Origin of the sequence: Chromohalobacter sp. 11-W, assembly GCF_029889905.1 — a bacterium.
Taxonomy (GTDB): domain Bacteria; phylum Pseudomonadota; class Gammaproteobacteria; order Pseudomonadales; family Halomonadaceae; genus Chromohalobacter.
Genome location: NZ_JARANZ010000001.1, coordinates 168,864 through 185,750, shown reverse-complemented (window position 1 = coordinate 185,750; position 16,887 = coordinate 168,864). Strand labels below are relative to the sequence as shown.

14 protein-coding genes are annotated in these 16,887 nt (G+C 60.6%); 8 read left to right on the top strand and 6 right to left on the bottom strand.

Translation table 11 applies throughout. The features are described from left to right. Positions 1-155 precede the first annotated feature (155 nt). From phnD to phnE (OP494_RS00830), 4 genes are all read left to right on the top strand, one after another. Positions 156-1,211, top strand: coding sequence for a phosphate/phosphite/phosphonate ABC transporter substrate-binding protein (gene phnD, locus OP494_RS00845; RefSeq protein ID WP_280538861.1), 1,056 nt, complete (start codon positions 156-158; stop codon positions 1,209-1,211). 81 nt (positions 1,212-1,292) lie between these two features. Beyond that, on the top strand, positions 1,293-2,084 hold the full coding sequence (gene phnC, locus OP494_RS00840; protein ID WP_280538860.1) for a phosphonate ABC transporter ATP-binding protein: 792 nt from the start codon (positions 1,293-1,295) through the stop codon (positions 2,082-2,084). Then, on the top strand, positions 2,081-2,881 hold the full coding sequence (phnE, locus tag OP494_RS00835) for a phosphonate ABC transporter, permease protein PhnE (protein WP_280538859.1): 801 nt from the start codon (positions 2,081-2,083) through the stop codon (positions 2,879-2,881). Before phnC ends, phnE (OP494_RS00835) begins: the two co-directional genes overlap by 4 nt. Further along, complete coding sequence (gene phnE / locus OP494_RS00830; protein ID WP_247639307.1) at positions 2,878-3,681, top strand: phosphonate ABC transporter, permease protein PhnE; 804 nt, start codon at positions 2,878-2,880, stop codon at positions 3,679-3,681. Before phnE (OP494_RS00835) ends, phnE (OP494_RS00830) begins: the two co-directional genes overlap by 4 nt. A gap of 182 nt (positions 3,682-3,863) precedes the next feature. On the opposite strand, the gene OP494_RS00825 is transcribed toward phnE (OP494_RS00830), so the two are convergent. Beyond that, on the bottom strand, positions 3,864-5,585 hold the full coding sequence (locus OP494_RS00825; protein ID WP_280538856.1) for a thiamine pyrophosphate-dependent enzyme: 1,722 nt from the start codon (positions 5,583-5,585) through the stop codon (positions 3,864-3,866). 302 nt (positions 5,586-5,887) lie between these two features. On the opposite strand from OP494_RS00825, the gene OP494_RS00820 reads away from it, so the two are divergent. Beyond that, positions 5,888-6,538, top strand: a complete 651-nt coding sequence (locus OP494_RS00820; RefSeq protein WP_280538855.1) for a hypothetical protein — start codon at positions 5,888-5,890, stop codon at positions 6,536-6,538. 65 nt (positions 6,539-6,603) lie between these two features. Here OP494_RS00820 and OP494_RS00815 read toward each other — a convergent pair whose 3' ends face one another. Further along, positions 6,604-7,581 (bottom strand): AraC family transcriptional regulator, encoded by a 978-nt coding sequence (locus tag OP494_RS00815; RefSeq protein WP_280538854.1) that lies wholly within the window; start codon positions 7,579-7,581, stop codon positions 6,604-6,606. Between the two features lie 80 nt (positions 7,582-7,661). Here OP494_RS00815 and OP494_RS00810 point away from each other — a divergent pair, with 80 nt between their 5' ends. Continuing rightward, on the top strand, positions 7,662-8,882 hold the full coding sequence (locus OP494_RS00810) for an MFS transporter (RefSeq protein WP_280538853.1): 1,221 nt from the start codon (positions 7,662-7,664) through the stop codon (positions 8,880-8,882). A gap of 48 nt (positions 8,883-8,930) precedes the next feature. Here the strand turns inward: OP494_RS00810 and OP494_RS00805 are convergent, their stop codons facing one another. Next, a complete protein-coding gene (locus tag OP494_RS00805) occupies positions 8,931-9,659 on the bottom strand; it encodes a tellurite resistance TerB family protein (protein ID WP_280538852.1) in 729 nt (242 codons plus the stop codon). A 350-nt stretch (positions 9,660-10,009) separates the two neighbouring features. Continuing rightward, a complete protein-coding gene (locus OP494_RS00800) occupies positions 10,010-12,313 on the bottom strand; it encodes a CehA/McbA family metallohydrolase (protein ID WP_280538851.1) in 2,304 nt (767 codons plus the stop codon). 166 nt (positions 12,314-12,479) lie between these two features. Here OP494_RS00800 and OP494_RS00795 point away from each other — a divergent pair, with 166 nt between their 5' ends. Then, the gene (locus tag OP494_RS00795; protein WP_280538850.1) at positions 12,480-13,133 is read left to right on the top strand and encodes a cation transporter; all 654 of its coding nucleotides are present in this window, start codon (positions 12,480-12,482) and stop codon (positions 13,131-13,133) included. A gap of 6 nt (positions 13,134-13,139) precedes the next feature. Here the strand turns inward: OP494_RS00795 and OP494_RS00790 are convergent, their stop codons facing one another. Then, the gene (locus OP494_RS00790; RefSeq protein ID WP_280538849.1) at positions 13,140-14,246 is read right to left on the bottom strand and encodes a hybrid-cluster NAD(P)-dependent oxidoreductase; all 1,107 of its coding nucleotides are present in this window, start codon (positions 14,244-14,246) and stop codon (positions 13,140-13,142) included. Positions 14,247-14,529: 283 nt separating this feature from the next. Between OP494_RS00790 and OP494_RS00785 the strand changes: the two genes are divergently transcribed. Beyond that, positions 14,530-15,816, top strand: a complete 1,287-nt coding sequence (locus tag OP494_RS00785; RefSeq protein ID WP_280538848.1) for an aromatic ring-hydroxylating dioxygenase subunit alpha — start codon at positions 14,530-14,532, stop codon at positions 15,814-15,816. A gap of 61 nt (positions 15,817-15,877) precedes the next feature. Here OP494_RS00785 and OP494_RS00780 read toward each other — a convergent pair whose 3' ends face one another. Further along, positions 15,878-16,744, bottom strand: coding sequence for a PhzF family phenazine biosynthesis protein (locus OP494_RS00780; RefSeq protein WP_280538847.1), 867 nt, complete (start codon positions 16,742-16,744; stop codon positions 15,878-15,880). Positions 16,745-16,887: the final 143 nt, after the last annotated feature.

Below are 16,887 nucleotides of genomic sequence, written 5' to 3'. Positions count from 1 at the left end.
GCTATTTTCCACACTTTAATCTGTGTTTTGCCACATTGTATTGCGACTATTGGCGAACAATGCTGCATTTTTGTTGTAAATACCAATTTAGCTAGGCTAGCCTCCAGATAATCCCACACGAACAATCACAGTCAGGGATACAAGGAGTCCACGCCATGACCCACGATGCTTTTCACGCGCCCGAATACGCGCCCTCCATCAGTTTCACCAGTGCCCTTTCTGCCTTGTTCCGTGGCGTACAGCGCCCGCGCAATCTCTTGGCAACGGCACTATTAGCGGCCCTTCCGCTCACGGTTCAGGCTGCCGACGACTGCTCGCAGCGAGGTGAACTGGCCTCAATCTACTGCGATGGCGACGGCGATCTGGTCGCCGATGCGCCAAGCGACCCCAGCCAGTACATCGATCCCGAGACGCTGATCTTCGCCTACACCCCGGTCGAGGATCCGGCCATCTATGCCGATATCTGGGACCCGTTCATAGAGCATCTCAGCGAGGTAACCGGCAAGGACGTACGCTTCTATGCCGTGCAGTCCAATGCCGCCGAGATAGAAGCCATGCGCAGCGATCGTATTCACGTTGCGGGATTCTCCACCGGCCCAACGCCCTTCGCGGTCAATCTCGCCGGGGCCGTGCCATTCGCTATCATGGGCTCGGAAGAAGGCGAATTCGGCTATACCTTGCAGCTTTACACGCGCAAGGATAGCGGCATCGACACCATGGAAGACCTAGAAGGCAAGCGTATAGCCCATACCTCGCCGACCTCCAACTCCGGCAACCTCGCGCCGCGCGCGCTATTCCCGAAAGAAGGCATCGTACCGGGCGAAGATTACGAGGTGGTTTACTCAGGGTCGCACGATCAATCGATGCTCGGCGTGGTCGCCGGCGACTACGATGCAGCGCCGGTAGCCTCCGAGGTCGTCGACCGTATGGCGGATCGCGGTCTTTACGATCCAGAAGAGGTCAAGATCATCTACGAGTCCAAGCCATTCCCTACTACAGCCTACACCTACGCCCACAACTTGAAGCCCGAGCTGATCGATAAGATCAAGGAAGCGTTCTTTACCTTCAACATGCGCGGCACCGAACTCGGCGAGGAGTTCGAGGGCGTTACCAAGTTCGTTCCCGTGACATATAAGGAAGACTGGGAAGTCATTCGCGATATCCAAGAAGCCAACGGTGTGAACTACACCCCCGACAACCTGGATGGCTAAACCGCACAAGACGTGTACCAGGCTTCCGTGGACACCGACCGCTCGGGCTCTATCGCAGGAGCTCGGGCGAGGAGGATGGATATGTTGCGAATCCAACAGCTCGTAAAGCGCTACGGCCACGACGAGCCTGTATTGAAGGGGCTGGATCTTGAAGTACCCGACGAATCGGTGGTCTCGATCATCGGTGCGTCAGGGGCCGGCAAGAGTACCTTGCTACGTTGCATTAACCGGCTAGTCGAGCCAACCTCGGGCAGTATCGAGCTTAACGGTGCCGAGCTGACCCGTTTGCACGGCAATGAACTTCGCAAGGCACGGCGACGCATCGGTATGATTTTCCAAGGCTTCAACTTGGTAGATCGCTTGACCGTAATGGAGAACGTGCAGTGCGGACGACTGGGGTATATCCCCTACTGGCGCGCCGCGCTACGCAAATACCCAACCGCGGACATCGACCGGGCCTACACGCTCATGGAACGCGTGGGGATTGCCCATTACGCCAACAAACGCGCCGATGAACTCTCCGGCGGAGAACGCCAACGCGTTGGTGTAGTGCGCGCCCTGATGCAAAATCCGGAAATTCTGCTCGCCGACGAACCCACCGCCTCGCTTGACCCTGTCAGCTCACGTCAGATCATGGAATTGCTGCAGACGCTCGCACAGGAGCTGCAACTCCCCGTACTGATCAACATTCACAATGTCGCCGAGGCGCGCGAATATACGCAGCGCATCGTCGGCATGCGTTTCGGGCGGCTGATCTTCGACGGCAAGCCCGAGGATCTCGATCAATCCGCGATGGATACCGTTTACAGCGGCACACCAGCGGAAGACCGCCAACAGGCTGAACAGGACACATCCCGGGCGGTGGTCTCATGAACGACGCCACTCCATCCCGCACTTGGCGCAAACCGCCCTTTATAGCCAACCCGTGGCTGCGCTGGGGACTGACCGTCGTCGCGCTCGTCTACCTGAGCTGGGCAGCTTCCACCCTCCCGTTCGACTGGGCCCGGGTCAGTCAAGGCATGGAGCGTGCAGCGCGTATATTCGCGGGTGCCTTTCCACCCAACTTCTCGCGTCACGACCTGTTGCTCAAAGGCTTCCTGGAGAGTCTCCAGATCGCCATTCTCGCCACCTTGCTGGGGCTCGCGCTGAGTGTGCCGATCGCGTTCATGGCGGCACGCAACATCGCCATCAAGCCGATCTACCTGATCGGACGCGCGTTGATCATCATCACCCGTAGCTTCCATCCGGTGATCGTCGCCATTCTCTTCGTCAAGGCGGTGGGCTTCGGCCCGGTGGCGGGTATCCTGACGCTCACCATTTACTCGATCGGCTTCGTCGCCAAGATGCTTGCCGAGCGTATCGAGGAAATCGACTGGGGGCAGGTTGAGGCACTGCGCGCCAGTGGCACACGCTATCTCACGGTGCTGCAATTCGCCGTGCTGCCGCAAATCATGCCACGTCAGATAGGCCTGTCGATCTATCAACTCGACAGCAATCTGCGTGCTTCAGCCGTCGTGGGTATCGTAGGCGCGGGGGGTATCGGCTCCACCTTGATGAATGCCTTCGGTCGCTACGATTATGACTTCGCACTGGCCATCACGCTGGTGATCATCGCCGTGATTCTAGTCAGCGAGGCCATAAGTGGACGTATCAGGAGGGCGATCTGGTGACACAACCATCCGTGGCCGAGCGCGCCTGGTCGCGCTACACCCCCCAACAGCGTTGGAAACGTTTCGCCGGCCTTATCGTGGTGGCACTGGCAGTCACCTGGTCGGTGGCAACCCTAGATGTCATCTGGCCTTGGGTCTGGGATGCGCCGGTACAGATCGGTGACTTGTTCCGGCGCATGGTGCCACCGGAATTCAGTAACTGGCGGGCGATTTTCTGGGCACTGGTCGAAACACTCAATATCGCCACCTTGGCAACCTTCGTGGCAGTATTCGTGTCGCTGCCGATCGCCTATATCTCGGCGCAGAACACGACTCCTAACCGGTTCACCTTGTGGCTTGGGCGCTTCATCCTGGTTTCCAGTCGCTCAGTGAATACGCTGATCTGGGCGCTGTTGTTTGTCGCGATCTTCGGGCCGGGCGTGCTGGCAGGTATCATTGCCATCATGTTCCGTTCGCTGGGCTTTCTCGGCAAGCTGATGGGCGAGGCCATCGAAGAAATCGATCGCCGCCCGGTAGAAGCCCTGGAAGCAACCGGCGCGTCACGCGCCAAGGTCATCCTCTATGCCATCGTGCCGCAGGTAATCCCGACCTTTTTCGCCGTCAGCATCCTGCGTTGGGACATCAACCTGCGCGAATCCACCGTACTCGGCCTAGTGGGCGCCGGCGGTATCGGCGTGATTCTCCAGGGCGCCATCGACACCTTGGCCTGGCCCACCGTCGCCACCGTGTTGCTCGCGATCATCGTGCTCGTCATCGCCGGTGAAGCTGTCGCCGCCTGGCTACGCAAGAAGGTCATCTGATGACATGTCGCTACGAGATCAGATTGGTCGCGATATCCGTCACCCAGCCTGCCACTCGAATACCGGGATAGCGCCTCACCGGCGCTGGGCACTATGTCTGACACACGACGAAGCCTGCCCACACTACGAAAACCGGGCGCTTGAAAGCGCCCGGCTGAAAGTGAGCATTAACTGTTCCTGGCTTAGCGCTTGAAGAAGTTGCTTTTGACGAGGTCCACGACGTCTTCCATGCGGCCGTTGAGGACGGCTTTGGTGGAGTAGAGCGCGGTAGAAGCAACTTGTCCGGCCTCTACCTTGGGCGGCATGACGAGTTCCATACGGTTGACCTTGACGTCGAGTAGCGCAGGGCCATCGTGATTGAGCCATTCAGTGATGGCAGGCTTGAGTTCGTGGGCTTCCTCGACGCGTTTGCCCCAAATGCCCATGGCTTGGGCAAGCTTGTCGAAATCGGGATTCTCTAAGTCGGTGTAGCTGTCGAGCAGGCCCTCGACCTTCTGTTCGAGTTCGACAAAGCCCAGCGAGCTGTTGTTATAAACGACGATTTTGAGCGGCACTTTCTCCTGCTTGAGGGTGAGGAGGTCGCCCATCAGCATGGTCAGACCGCCGTCGCCGCACATGGCGATGACTTGCCGCTTGGGAAACGCCTTCTGAATGCCGATGGCCTGCGGGTAGGCGTTGGCCATGGTGCCGTGGACAAGGCTGGAAAGCGTACGGCGCTGGCCATTAGCGTGAATGTGACGCAGCATCCAGACCATCGGGCTACCGCCATCCGCCGTGAAGATGGCATCCTCGGCGCCCTGCTCGTCGAGCGCCAAGGTCAGCGCCTGCGGATGGATCAGCGCGTCGTCCTTGGACTCATGAGCATCATGCTCCAGAGCCTCCAGGTACTGCTTGCGGCAATTATCCACCCATTGGGTGTCGGTCTGCTCATCGACCATCTTGGCCAGCGCCAGGCAGGTATCACGCACGCTGCCTACCAGGCCGATATCCACCGGATGGCGCTTGCCGATCTGTTGCGGGTCGATATCCACCTGAATGGTGGTCGCCTTCTCGGGATAGAACTGGCTCCACGCAAAATTACAGCCCAGCAATAAAAGCGTGTCGCATTCGGCCACGGCGTGATAGCCGCCCGCCAAGCCGAACACGCCGGTCATACCCACCTGGAAGGGATTATCGGGTTCGATGAAGTCCTTGGCGCGCGAGGTCCAAGCCACCGGGGCATTGAGCTTGGCCGCCAGTGCCATGACTTCGCTGCGCGCGTGCTCGCAGCCGAATCCGGCAAAGATGGATATCTTGCCCCCCTTATTGAGCTGTTTAACGGCGGGGACGAATTCCTCGGCGCTGGGCCGTACGATGGGATCGAAGCGATGCGCGCGAAACGGCAAGTCCTGGCTCGGCTTCTGGGTGAATATGTCGCCATGCACGACGAGCACCGCCACGCCGTTGTTGGCCAAGGCCGCCTGTGCGGCTAGGGCGGTCATGCGCCGCGCTTGATCGGGATTGACGATCGACTCGCAGAATACGCTGTACTGCTCATAAATGGGCGCGGGATCGACATCCTGCGGAAAGCCGATGCCGGCGTCCTTGGTAGCGACCTGGGAGGCGATCAGCACCACCGGTGAGCCGCTGCGATGTGCCTCGAATAGCCCATTGACGAAATGCAGGCTGCCGGGGCCGCAAGTGCCGGCGCACAATGCCAGCTCGCGCGTCATATAGGCCTCGCCGCCCGCCGCAAAGCCGCCGACTTCTTCATGGCGCACATGCACCCATTCCAGGGCATCGCTGCGCCGAATGGCGTCGGTGAAATGATTGATGGTATCGCCGACGACGCCGTAACAGCGCTTGGCGCCCGCGTCTGCCAGTGTTTCGACGATGATATCGGCCACGTTACTGTGACTGCTCATGCGATTCCCTCCGCATCGGCACCCTTGAGAGGCGCGTAAACGTGATCGCCACGCCGATGCGTGGCGTCCCGCTCCCACTCTATGCCCGACGAAGGTCGATCTCCAAGCCCGGCGGTGTTGCATGACGGTGTCATCGTGTAGACGCGCCGGAGAAGCGCCGCGCCGCTTGTCGTTGCCTTGCCGCAGACAGGCGATGCGTTTCTTTTTGGACGCTACCTCGTTGCGGGTTTGACAGTTGGCCAGGCGGTGCCATGTTGAAGCTCTGTCATCGTTGATGTCCGTCTTCACTTACGGGAGCTAACATGGCCAGTCAAAAACAGATCATCGAGACGTTGATGCAGCGTCACGGCCGCACCTTTGCCAGCGAGCTGGGTGTCGACTTGCGCAAAAATACGCCATCACCGCTCTTTCGGCTGCTCTGCTATTCGTTGCTGACCAGCGCACCGATCAGTGCCGATCTCGCCATGCGCGGTGCAAAAGCAATGGCTAAGGCCGGCTGGACGACGCCGCAAAAACTGAAGACGAGCGATTGGGCAACCCGGACGCGGATACTCAATGAATCCGGCTACGCGCGCGTCGACGAAAAAACGGCGACGCAATTAGCGGACATGAATGATGCGCTGCTGGAAACCTATGGCGGCGATCTGCGCAAGCTGCGTGAAGCGGCGGAGGGCAGCCCGAAGGCGCTACGCAAACGGCTCAAGGCATTCAAGGGAATCGGCGGCACTGGCGCCGATATTTTCCTGCGCGAGATCCAGCTGACGTGGGATGAATGCTATCCCTACGCCGACAAGGCAGCGCTCTCCGCCGCCGAGAAGTTGGGACTCAAGGCCGATGCCGCAAAGCTCGCCAATAAGGTGTCACGGGAAGATTATCCCAAGCTGATGGCCGCCTTGGTGCGCTGCAAATTGGCCAAGGATACCCAAGGCGTGAGGGAAGCGGCCGAGGCCTGACAGCGACCACTGACGCTGTGGGTTGCTCAGCTAGGTCGTGCGAAACATGCCAATCCAGGACCGTTTCACGATACACGCACCGCGCCCGGTGTCTGCCCGGTCGACCGTTTGAAGGCGCGACTGAAGGCGGCCTGGGAGCCATAGCCCAGTCGCCAGGCGACCTGCTCGATCGATAATTGTTTCTCGGCGATCCACTGCGTGGCCAGACGCATGCGAAGCTGGGTGACATAGCCGAGCGGTGACACGCCCAGAGAACAGCGGAAGCGTTCGGCGAATACCGAGCGCGAGCTGCCCATCTCCGCCGCCATGGCGGCGACCGTCCAGTCGCGGCCGGGCTCGCGGTGGACGGCAGCGATGACCTTGCCCAGACGCGGATCGCGCAACGCCTCGATCCAGCCACCGATGTCGGCGCAGCCGCATTCGACCCAGCCACGCACGATGCTAGCGGCTACCACATCGGCCAATCGCGAAAGAATGCCGGCGGCGCCGGCCCGTTCGAGACTTGCTTCGCGCGCCATCGCTTCCAGCATCGGCAGCATCTCGGGATAGCGCGAGAGCAGCGTGCCGACATGCATTACCGCGGGCATCAACGTCAACAGCGGCTGCATGCCGCCCAGATCGAACTGCATGCAGCCGCTGAACAGCCGCACCGGTGGCGTGCCGTCGAGCGTATCGGGGCATTCATTGACGCAACTGAAGTCGTCACATAGCGGCAGCGCGTCGATCTGCTCGATATCGCGACTCTTCACCTCAGGCGAAGAAAGCAGACAGTGCTGGCCACCCCGAGGCAGAAGTACGGCATCGCCAGTCTCCAGTATCTGTTTCTCGCCGCCGAGCAGCAATATGACGGGCCCTTGGGCGACGAAGTGAAATTGCGCGCAGCTGGCGTCGGTATCGAAACGAATGCCGAAGGGCGGTGCTACCTGGACGCGACGATAGTTCAGCCCCGACAGACGCATGCCGAGGAGCAACTCGTTGATCCATTCGCTGGACCTGGCATTTGAACCGGAGACGGCAAAAATTTCGGACTCTTGATCAAACATACCGGATTTCTAGTGATAGATGATCCTACGATAATACTTTAGTCTGCACATCATCCCAAGTCTTGATCGGAAGTATCGAAATGACGACGCAAGAACCTCAACGCTCGACGCACACGACATCGCGCTGGGTCGCCGTGTTTTCGCTGACGATGGGCGTGTTCAGCCTAGTGATGGCCGAATTCCTGCCGGCCAGTCTGCTGACGCCGATGGCCGATTCGCTCATGATCAGTGAAGGCCAAGCCGGGCAGGCCGTTACGGTCACGGCGGTGGTAGCGCTACTTTCTGGCTTGCTGGTGACGTCCGTCACGCAGCGCCTTGACCGGCGCCATGTGCTGCTAGGGTTCTCCGTGCTGATGATCGCGGCCAACCTGGTGGTGGCCTTCGCCCCGCATCTGGCCTGGTTGCTGGTCGGCCGGGTACTGCTCGGTGTGGCACTGGGCGGCTTCTGGGCACTGTCTGCCGCCACGGTGATGCGGCTAGTGGCGGAGCATGACGTGCCGCGCGCACTGTCGCTGCTGTTCACCGGCGTCCCCATCGCCACCATCAGCGCCGCCGCGCTGGGCAGTTATCTCGGCGACATGATCGGCTGGCGCAACGTTTTCCTGCTCGCGACGGCGCTTTCGGTACTGACGCTGGTGCTGCAGTACGCCACCCTGCCGCGGATGACACCTGAGCGCCCGACGCCACTTGGCACGTTAGTGAGCGTGATAAAGCGGCCGGGAATGGCGGTCGGCATCGTGGCCATTCTGCTGGTGTTCTGCGGCCATTTCGCCTTTTTCACCTATGTGCGTCCGTTTCTCGAAGGCGTGTCCCGAATGGGCATCAACGAGCTTTCTTCGACCTTGCTGGCGTTCGGTGTGGCGAACTTCGTCGGCACATTGATCGCGGGTTATCTGCTTGAACGCAGCCTGCGACTGACACTGCTGCTGATGCCGCTGATCATGGGCGTGCTGGGCTGGCTACTGGCCACGCTGGGCGGCATTTCGATGGGCACCGATGTCCTCATGGTGGCCCTATGGGGCTTCGCCTTCGGCGCCGTGCCAGTCGCCTGGTCAACCTGGATCACCCGTGTCGTGCCGGATGAGGCAGAGAGCGGCGGCGGTTTGATCGTCGCCTCGATACAACTGGCAATCGCGCTGGGCGCCGCCGTCGGTGGCGTCATGTTCGACATCAGCGGCGTCTTGGGTGTTTGTGCGACGGCCGGCACGATGCTGTTGACCGCCGCCGCTCTGGTGCTTGTCGGCGTGAGAACGCAGCCGACTGTCTCCAGCGATGGCGATGCTGTCACGGCCTGTCAGTAAAGAAGGCAAGAAGCCGCCAGCCGGGGAACAGCCACGGTTGGCGATATTTTAACCGGCCTGCTGTGCCTGGTGTTCAAGTTCGGCGGCCATCTCTTGGGGTAAATCAAGGGCACTGGCCAATTGATCGAGCCAGGCGCGTTCCATCGGGTTCTGTTCATCGATCACGGCGACGCTGATTAAATACATTTCCCGCGCCGCTTGGGGCGAGTCCGCTTCACGGGCCAGCACTTTGGCATCCAAGGGTGCGTTTAGCTGTTGTTCGACCCAGCGGTGCATCTCGTCGTCGGCCCCTAACGCATCGATCTGCTCGGTGATCATCGCCTGCTCTTGCTCGTCGATATGACCATCAGCACGGGCCGCCATGATCATCGCCTGCAATAATTCCAGACTCCGACGCTCCTGGTACTCTCCATTGAGTACCTCAACACGCTCGCCCTCGCCAGCGTCTTGTGGCTCGCTGCCCGAACTTTTGTTTTGAGCACTTTGCCACGCTTTCCAGGCCAATACGCCGACACCGGCAATAGCACCGTATTTGAGTGCTTTACCGCCCAGTTTGCGGCCGCGCTTGGAGCCGACCAGCATGCCCATGGCACCACCGCCGAGCAGGCTTTTCATATCGAAGCCGCCCGCAGATCCACCGCTGGACTTGCCGTCTGGGGAACTTCCGCCCAGCTGTTTCGAGAGGCCACCCAGCATGCCTTTTACATCGATACCGCTGCCCTTCTGACTGCCACCGGCTTGTTGCATCAACTGCTGCAGGATTTTGCTTGCGTTCATCCCTGGACTCCTTCGGTAGTCACTGACAACGCTGTTTAACGGATCGTTCTTTACGCAATGGCATTCTTTACGTCTAAGGGGGTTTCCCTGGCGACTGCTCACACATCAATACGGACCGGCATTTGCTCTTTGAGTTCGTAGAGCATAGCAAGAACGTAATCAACGCAGCCTCAACGCATCGGAACGTCCTGACATCCGTCGACACAATGGCTTTCAGCGAAATCGCCACTCTGTTTTTCCTTCCACAAAAAAGCCACGCCCGAAGGCGTGGCATTCCCTTGAAGCCCCTTTGAACAGGGGTCTTGACGGCGCGTTATCGTGGTTGTGGTGACGAGAGCCTGATCGCGCGATCAGGCGTCTTCCTCATCATCGCCGTCTTTATCACCGAGATAATCGGCCTTGCTGGAACGCTCGAGCCACAGCGGGTTCGTCCAGGCGGTATCGCCATCGGCATCGTCGACTTCCAGCGCGACCCAGCCGTTGGCGTCGCCAGGAATCTCGAAGGTCAGAGTCGCATCAGTGCCGTCGAGGGATTGCGTGGCAATCACCTCGCCACTCTCGCCGATCAGGCGTGCTTCCTTGAGGCCGTTGACGGCGGTGGCATTCACGGTCCATTCGCCCTTGGCGTCTTCCACCAGGCGCAAACTATCGCCGAACATGTGGTTCTCGGGGAACAGCAGCGGCCCCTGGGTCGCGTATCCGTGGCCGTCCTTGAGAGCACGGGCGAAGGCGCGCGGGGTCAACTCGCCGGGCACGTGACCCATCATACGAATGCGGCCGGTGAGATCATTCCAGGCATCGTGGGTGTCCGTGCCCGCCGTGAAGTACATGCGCGTGCCTTGATCCCACAAGCGATGCGCGGCCTTCAAGGTCGGTTCGTTATCCACCTCGGCATTGAGTTCGAGCAGATCGAAGCCGGTGGTGAAGCCACCGGGCACCTTGCCATCGCCCAAGTTCTGCAGATAGCCATAGGCGTTGTACGGGTGATTCATGGGAATCACCTCGGCACCCAGACGGCGCGCATCGGCGATGATGTCCTGCACGTCATCGGTGCCGGGATCGACCTTGAGCTCACCGTTCATCTCGATAGGGAACGGGTTCATATGGCCCCACGAGGGTGAAATCTCGATGGAGGGAATGAACGGCACGCCACGTTCGGCGGAGAGCTTGCGGAAAGTGTCGTGGTTGGCGGTGGAGTCGTGATCGCTGATGAAGGTCAGGTCGAGATCCGTGGCCAACTGTGCACGCACCACCATGTCCGGCGGCGTGGTGCCTTCCAGCACATTGGCGTGATGATGCAGGTCGGCGCCATACCAGTGTTCGTCGTTGGGTTCGACGAGACGCTCGATCTCGATGGTCTTGTCGATCTCTTCGCCGGTCTCGAGGCTGACCTCCAGCGTTTCCTCGCGGGCAGTGAAACCGGCGCCGGCGTTGACGCCCAGGCGGTAATCGCCGGGCGCCAGCTTGAGCTCGGCATGCCCGGCCGGGTCCAGCTCGGTGAAGAAGGTCTGCTTGCCGAGGAATTCTACCGGCGGCTGCTGACCTTCGAGAATCGTCAGGCGTGCGTCGCGCGGGGTGTCATCGTTGGCGCCGTGAATATCCAGCGACAAGGTGCCGGGGCCGCGCATGCCGTCGAAGGTCAGCTTGCGCTCGCTGCCGTCGGTGACATTCAGTTCGACCGGCTCGGAGTTGGCGAAGCCTTCCGCCGTGGCGTAAGCCTGGTACTCGCCCACCGGCAGCGGCATCGAGAACTTGCCATCGTCGGCCAACGTCCAGGCGTAAGGCGCGCCATCCTTCTCGATCATCACCAGACCGTTGGCGGGCGCCTCGCCGTCACCATCACGTAACCGACCATGAATCTCGCCGCTATCGAGATTCTTGCGTTCAATCTCGTTGGCGACCACCGGCGCCAGATCGCCTTCCGGCACGACCTGCAGCCAGCCTTCGAAACGACGCGACTCGCCGGTTTTCAGGCTGTGCTCCAGGTACATGTCCTGGCCTTCGTAGTTGATGCGGTCGAAATAGGGCGCATGCAGGGCGAAGGCCCAATCCTGGTCGTAGGCCACCATGCGGTCGGTGAGTGCGTCGCTGGCCTCGGTCTCCTTGGCGTCGCCCAGGCCGGGTACACCGAACAGATAGCCGGTATCCGGCCACAGCGTGAAGCCGGAGCGAATGGCTTCCAGCGGCTCGTCACCCTGGTTGTCGAGCACCGTTTCCAGATGCACGCGGTCGCTGTCGGCGTCCAGCGTGTAGGTAGTAGTGACCATCGCCTCGCCGAAGTTGCGGCTGACGCGGATCACCGCACGCTCGGGCGACTTCTCGACGACCTCAACCTTTTTGCCATCGTTGGGCCATGCAGACCAGTTGTTGGGAATGAAATCGGCGAAAGCGACGCGATCAAGATCGACCTTGCCGCCTTTCACCGCCGCCAAGTCGACCAAAGTGCCGCGCGGCACACCCCATGGCGGCCGCGATTCGACGGCCAGCGCGAAGGCCAGCTTGTCGTTAGCGACGGTAATGTCCTCGGCGTGAGTGGCCTCACCATCGGGAATGTCGGTCGCGCCGCGCGTAACGCTGACATCGGCCTGCGCCAGCGAGGCGGCGCCCAAAGTCAACGCCGCCAGCGGCAGGAGGTTCCATCTTGAATGTGTCATGAGATCCCTATGATATTAAATTGTTATCCAAGACTGTCTTTTCCATTATTCATAATTTTTATTGTACGTTCAAATTACGGTAACTACGACTGAACGCTTGCCCTGGAGCCTACTCCAAGGTTGTAGAATGGGAGTACATTGATCGACGAACGATACGGGATCTCTCATGGCATGCTGCTGCGGTTCTTCTTCCCCTTCGCCACAATCGACGCCGCGTTACCGGCGCGTGCTGTGGATCGCGTTGCTGGTCAACGCGGTGATGTTCGGCGTCGAAATGCTAGCGGGGATGAAGGCCGACTCGACCTCGCTGATGGCCGACTCGCTCGATTTCCTCGGCGATGCGGCGAACTACGCCATCAGCCTCGGCGTACTGGGCATGGGCCTGATCTGGCGCGCTCGTGCATCGCTGGTCAAGGCCGCGACTCTAGCCGGGTTCGGTGTCGTGGTGCTGGGCGTGACGCTGCATAACCTGCTGGCGGGGAGCTACCCGGATGCGCCAACCATGGGGGCGGTGGGGCTTGTGGCACTGCTCGCCAATCTTGCGGTGTTGTTGTTGCTGATGCGCTATCGCGAGGGCGACAGCAACATGCGCAGCGTGTGGATCTGTACGCGTAACGATGTCATCGGCAACGGCGCGGTGCTGCTCGCCGCGCTGGGAGTTTTCGGCAGCGGCACCGCCCTGCCCGACTTGATCGTCGGCGGGGTATTCGCGTTTCTTTCATTATCCGGCGGCTGGAAGATCGCCCGTCAGGCGCGCGGCGAGCTGCGTGAAGCGCGCGACGCCGAACGGCTTGGCGCTACCGCCGCCGAGTCGCGCTAGAGGCTCTCAGAACTCGATAGCGACATGGCTCTTGGGCGTGCTGCAGCAGCTCAGAATGTAGCCTTCCGCCTCGTCGTCCTCGGTGATACCGCCGTTGTGTTCCATGTTGACGTCGCCCGAGAGCTTCTTGACCTTGCAGGTCCCGCAGATGCCCATCCCGCAGGCCTTGGGAATATGCAGGCCGAGCTTGGCGGCGGCGGAATGCACGGTCTCCTCGGGCAGAATGCGAATGCTCTTGCCGCTGGAGCTGAATTCGACCTGCAGCATGTCGGCAGTGTCGACGGCTTCCATTTCCGCTTCGGCCTGCTCGGCCAGCTCCTGCACGTCGGCTCGCACCTCGGCGGGTGTGGCGCCAAACGACTCCTCGTGATAATGGCTCATGTCGAAGCCATTGCTCTTCAGCACTTTTTTAACGGCACTCATGTACGGCGTGGGGCCGCAACAGAATATCTCGCGCTCAAGATAATCCGGCACCATCAACTCGAGCATCGCCTGCGCGAGATAGCCGCGGAATCCCGCCCAGGCCACACCGTTTTCATCGCCGCGCTCACAGACGATATGCAGCCGGAAATCGGGGATCCGCGAGAAGATATGTTCCAACTCGCGGTGAAAGATGATGTCGCGTGGCTCGCGTGCACTGTGCACGAACTGCAGGTCGACATTGGCGTTGGTATCGAAGAACCAGCGCGTCATCGACATCAATGGCGTGACGCCGACCCCACCGGAGAGCATGAGCACTTTGTCGGCGGGGTAGTCGATGACGTTGAAATCTCCCACCGGACCGTGAACGGCAAGCTCGCTACCGACCTGCAGGTTGTCATGTAGCCAGTTGGAAACGCGTCCATCGGGAAGCCGCTTGACCGTGATCGAGAAGCTATAGGGCACCGAGGGCGAGCTGGAAATCGTGTAGGAGCGCATGATCGGCTCGCCGTCGATCTCCAGCTCCAGAGTCACGAATTGCCCGGGCTTGAAGAAGAACAGCACTGGCTGATCGGCCATGAAGCAGAAGGTGCGGACATCCCAGGTCTCCTGGATGATCTTCACGCAACGCACGTTATGGCGCCCATTGGTCCAGGTCTGGGTAGTGACGGGATTGAAGAAGTTCAAGCTCATGAGATGGCTACCTGGTCGCGCGGCGGTATCTGACTGTCAGGCGCATTGTGGGCGCCCCCCGCACCGGCCACTTGCCTGCCAACGACACGCGCATGCCTGCTCCAGCCGCGATCACGAGAGCAATCGCTAGATGACGTCGTCACGGCATCGGCCAATGTCGCGGGCAGACAATCCCCACTGATGGCAATACGCCACACTTCGTGTCACTCACGCCTCTCACGCACACTCACTCAATGTCATGGCGCCCCCGTTACCCGACACGGCGCACGAAGAGGATGCCTTCATGGATCTGATCGCTACATCCGAACTCGACGATCCCTTGGCCGCCGCGCGTGACGCGACCGCCGACATGCTTCGCCAGCGTCGGCGCACGTATTCGCTGCCGCAACCCTTCTATAATGACCCGCGCGTGTTCGCGCTGGATATGCAGGAAATCTTCACCCATGAGTGGCTGTTCGTCGGCATGACCTGCGAGCTACCCGCCAAGGGCAATTATCTAACCGCGCAGATCGGCGATAACCCCATCATCGTGGTGCGCGGCGACCAGGGCACGCTGCATGCCTTCCACAACGTCTGCCGGCACCGTGGATCGCGACTGTGCACGCAGGAGAAAGGCAAGGTCGCCAAGCTGGTCTGTCCCTATCATCAGTGGACTTACGAACTCGACGGTCGCCTGCTGTTCGCCGGGCAAGACATGGGCGAGAATTTCGATCTTTCCGCCCATGGCCTCAAGCCGGTGGCGGTGAAGAGCGCCGGCGGTTTCATCTTTATCAGTCTCGCCGAGCAGCCGCCGGCCATCGACGACTTCCTGGCGACACTGGATGAGTACCTGGCGCCCTACGAGATGGATAACGTCAAGGTCGCGGCGGAATCCAGCATCGTCGAGCAGGCCAACTGGAAGCTGGTCATCGAGAACAACCGCGAGTGCTATCACTGCAACGGGGCTCACCCGGAGCTGCTCAACTCGCTGATCGAGTTCGACGACACCGACGACCCGCGCGCTACGCCCGCCTACCGCGACCTCGTCGCCCGCCAGCAGGCCCACTGGGAACGCCTACAGGTGCCCTGGGCGCTCAAGCACTTCGGCAAGCGCAACCGTCTGACCCGCACGCCGATGATCGACGGCGTCATGTCGATGACCATGGACGGCAAGCCCGGCTGCGGGAAACTGATGGGAAGCCTCACGAGCCCCGATCTGGGCTCGCTGCGCATTTTGCACCTGCCCAATTCCTGGAACCATTTCATGGGCGATCATGCCGTGGTCTTCCGCGTGCTGCCGCTGGGTCCGCAACAGACCCTGGTGACCACCAAGTGGCTGGTCCGCGGGGATGCCCAGGAAGGCGTCGATTACGACCCGCAATGGCTACGCAAGGTATGGGACGCCACCAACGATCAGGACCGGCAACTGGCCGAGGAGAACCAGCGCGGCATCAACTCCATCGCCTACCAGCCCGGCCCCTACTCTGAGACCTACGAATTCGGCGTAATCGACTTCGTTGACTGGTACAGCGAAACCCTGCTCTCGTACCTGGAATCGGAGACGCCTTCGTTGCAGATCGTGCGGGGCTGACTCCTGACGTCATGTATGGATATGGCATGATGCGTCATCCCGCGCCGATACCGGCGCGGGATCAGCGGTAGAGCTTGCCCTCGCCCATCATGACGGCTTGGCCACCGATACGAATGGTCATGGCATCGTCACGTTCGACCCAGGCATGGATACGACTGGGGCGACCCATTTCGACGCCCTGATCGATCTGCCAGTACCACCGGCTACTTCCCGTTTCCCGAGTTGCCAGGAAACCGGCCAAGGCGGACGCGGCACTGCCAATCGCTGGGTCCTCACGTAGATCGCCGTTTGCGGTGGAGAACATGCGCGAGCGTCGTGCTTCGTCGCCGGTGCGAACATGCAGATAAATCTGCTCAATACCACTCGGCGACACATACCGGCTCCACAATGCTGCCGATGGTCGCGCCTGCCCCAGCGCATCGAGGCTAGCCAGCTCGATCAGGTGATACGCGAGTCCACAAGAAGCGATCTGCGGATCATCAACCACTTGAGAGGCTGACAACCCGAGCAGCTCGGCGGCCGTGGCACTGTCGAGCGAACTTGGCTGCACCTCGACTGGCCGAGCAGTCGTGAAACGCGCCATGTCCCCGTCGAACCGCACTTCCAGATCTCCCACACCGGCTTGCAACACCAGCGGCGACTGGCGCTCAGCCAAACCGAGTGACGCCAACAAATGGGCCGTCCCGATGGTCGGATGGCCGGCGAAAGGCAATTCAGTGCCAGGGGTAAAGATGCGGATCGGGAAGCAGTTATCGGCTGTCTGCGTGCCGACGAAAACCGTCTCCGAGAGATTCAATTCGGTCGCAATGGCCTGCATCCGCTTGTCGGATATGCCTGACGCTTGCGTAAAGACTGCTAACGGGTTACCCGCAAACGGCGTATCCGTGAAAACATCGAGTAGATAATAACGATCACCGACCTTATCCATCGGTTCACCTCCCTTGAGCGATGAGCGGCATTCAGGATGACGTCTGGAAGGATCTTAACTGGCCGGGGATCGCTAAGCGAACCGGGAGACCGCCGGGGCGCCTGACATGACACACCTACGCCGCGCCGATATCGGCGCGGCGT

Coding starts and splice junctions, on each gene's coding strand:
- phnD (WP_280538861.1), top strand. CDS start 156: ATGACCCACGATGCTTTTCACGCGCCCGAATACGCGCCCTCCATCAGT.
- phnC (WP_280538860.1), top strand. CDS start 1,293: ATGTTGCGAATCCAACAGCTCGTAAAGCGCTACGGCCACGACGAGCCT.
- phnE (WP_280538859.1), top strand. CDS start 2,081: ATGAACGACGCCACTCCATCCCGCACTTGGCGCAAACCGCCCTTTATA.
- OP494_RS00825 (WP_280538856.1), bottom strand. CDS start 5,585: ATGAGCAGTCACAGTAACGTGGCCGATATCATCGTCGAAACACTGGCA.
- OP494_RS00820 (WP_280538855.1), top strand. CDS start 5,888: ATGGCCAGTCAAAAACAGATCATCGAGACGTTGATGCAGCGTCACGGC.
- OP494_RS00815 (WP_280538854.1), bottom strand. CDS start 7,581: ATGTTTGATCAAGAGTCCGAAATTTTTGCCGTCTCCGGTTCAAATGCC.
- OP494_RS00810 (WP_280538853.1), top strand. CDS start 7,662: ATGACGACGCAAGAACCTCAACGCTCGACGCACACGACATCGCGCTGG.
- OP494_RS00805 (WP_280538852.1), bottom strand. CDS start 9,659: ATGAACGCAAGCAAAATCCTGCAGCAGTTGATGCAACAAGCCGGTGGC.
- OP494_RS00800 (WP_280538851.1), bottom strand. CDS start 12,313: ATGACACATTCAAGATGGAACCTCCTGCCGCTGGCGGCGTTGACTTTG.
- OP494_RS00795 (WP_280538850.1), top strand. CDS start 12,480: ATGGCATGCTGCTGCGGTTCTTCTTCCCCTTCGCCACAATCGACGCCG.
- OP494_RS00790 (WP_280538849.1), bottom strand. CDS start 14,246: ATGAGCTTGAACTTCTTCAATCCCGTCACTACCCAGACCTGGACCAAT.
- OP494_RS00785 (WP_280538848.1), top strand. CDS start 14,530: ATGGATCTGATCGCTACATCCGAACTCGACGATCCCTTGGCCGCCGCG.
- OP494_RS00780 (WP_280538847.1), bottom strand. CDS start 16,744: ATGGATAAGGTCGGTGATCGTTATTATCTACTCGATGTTTTCACGGAT.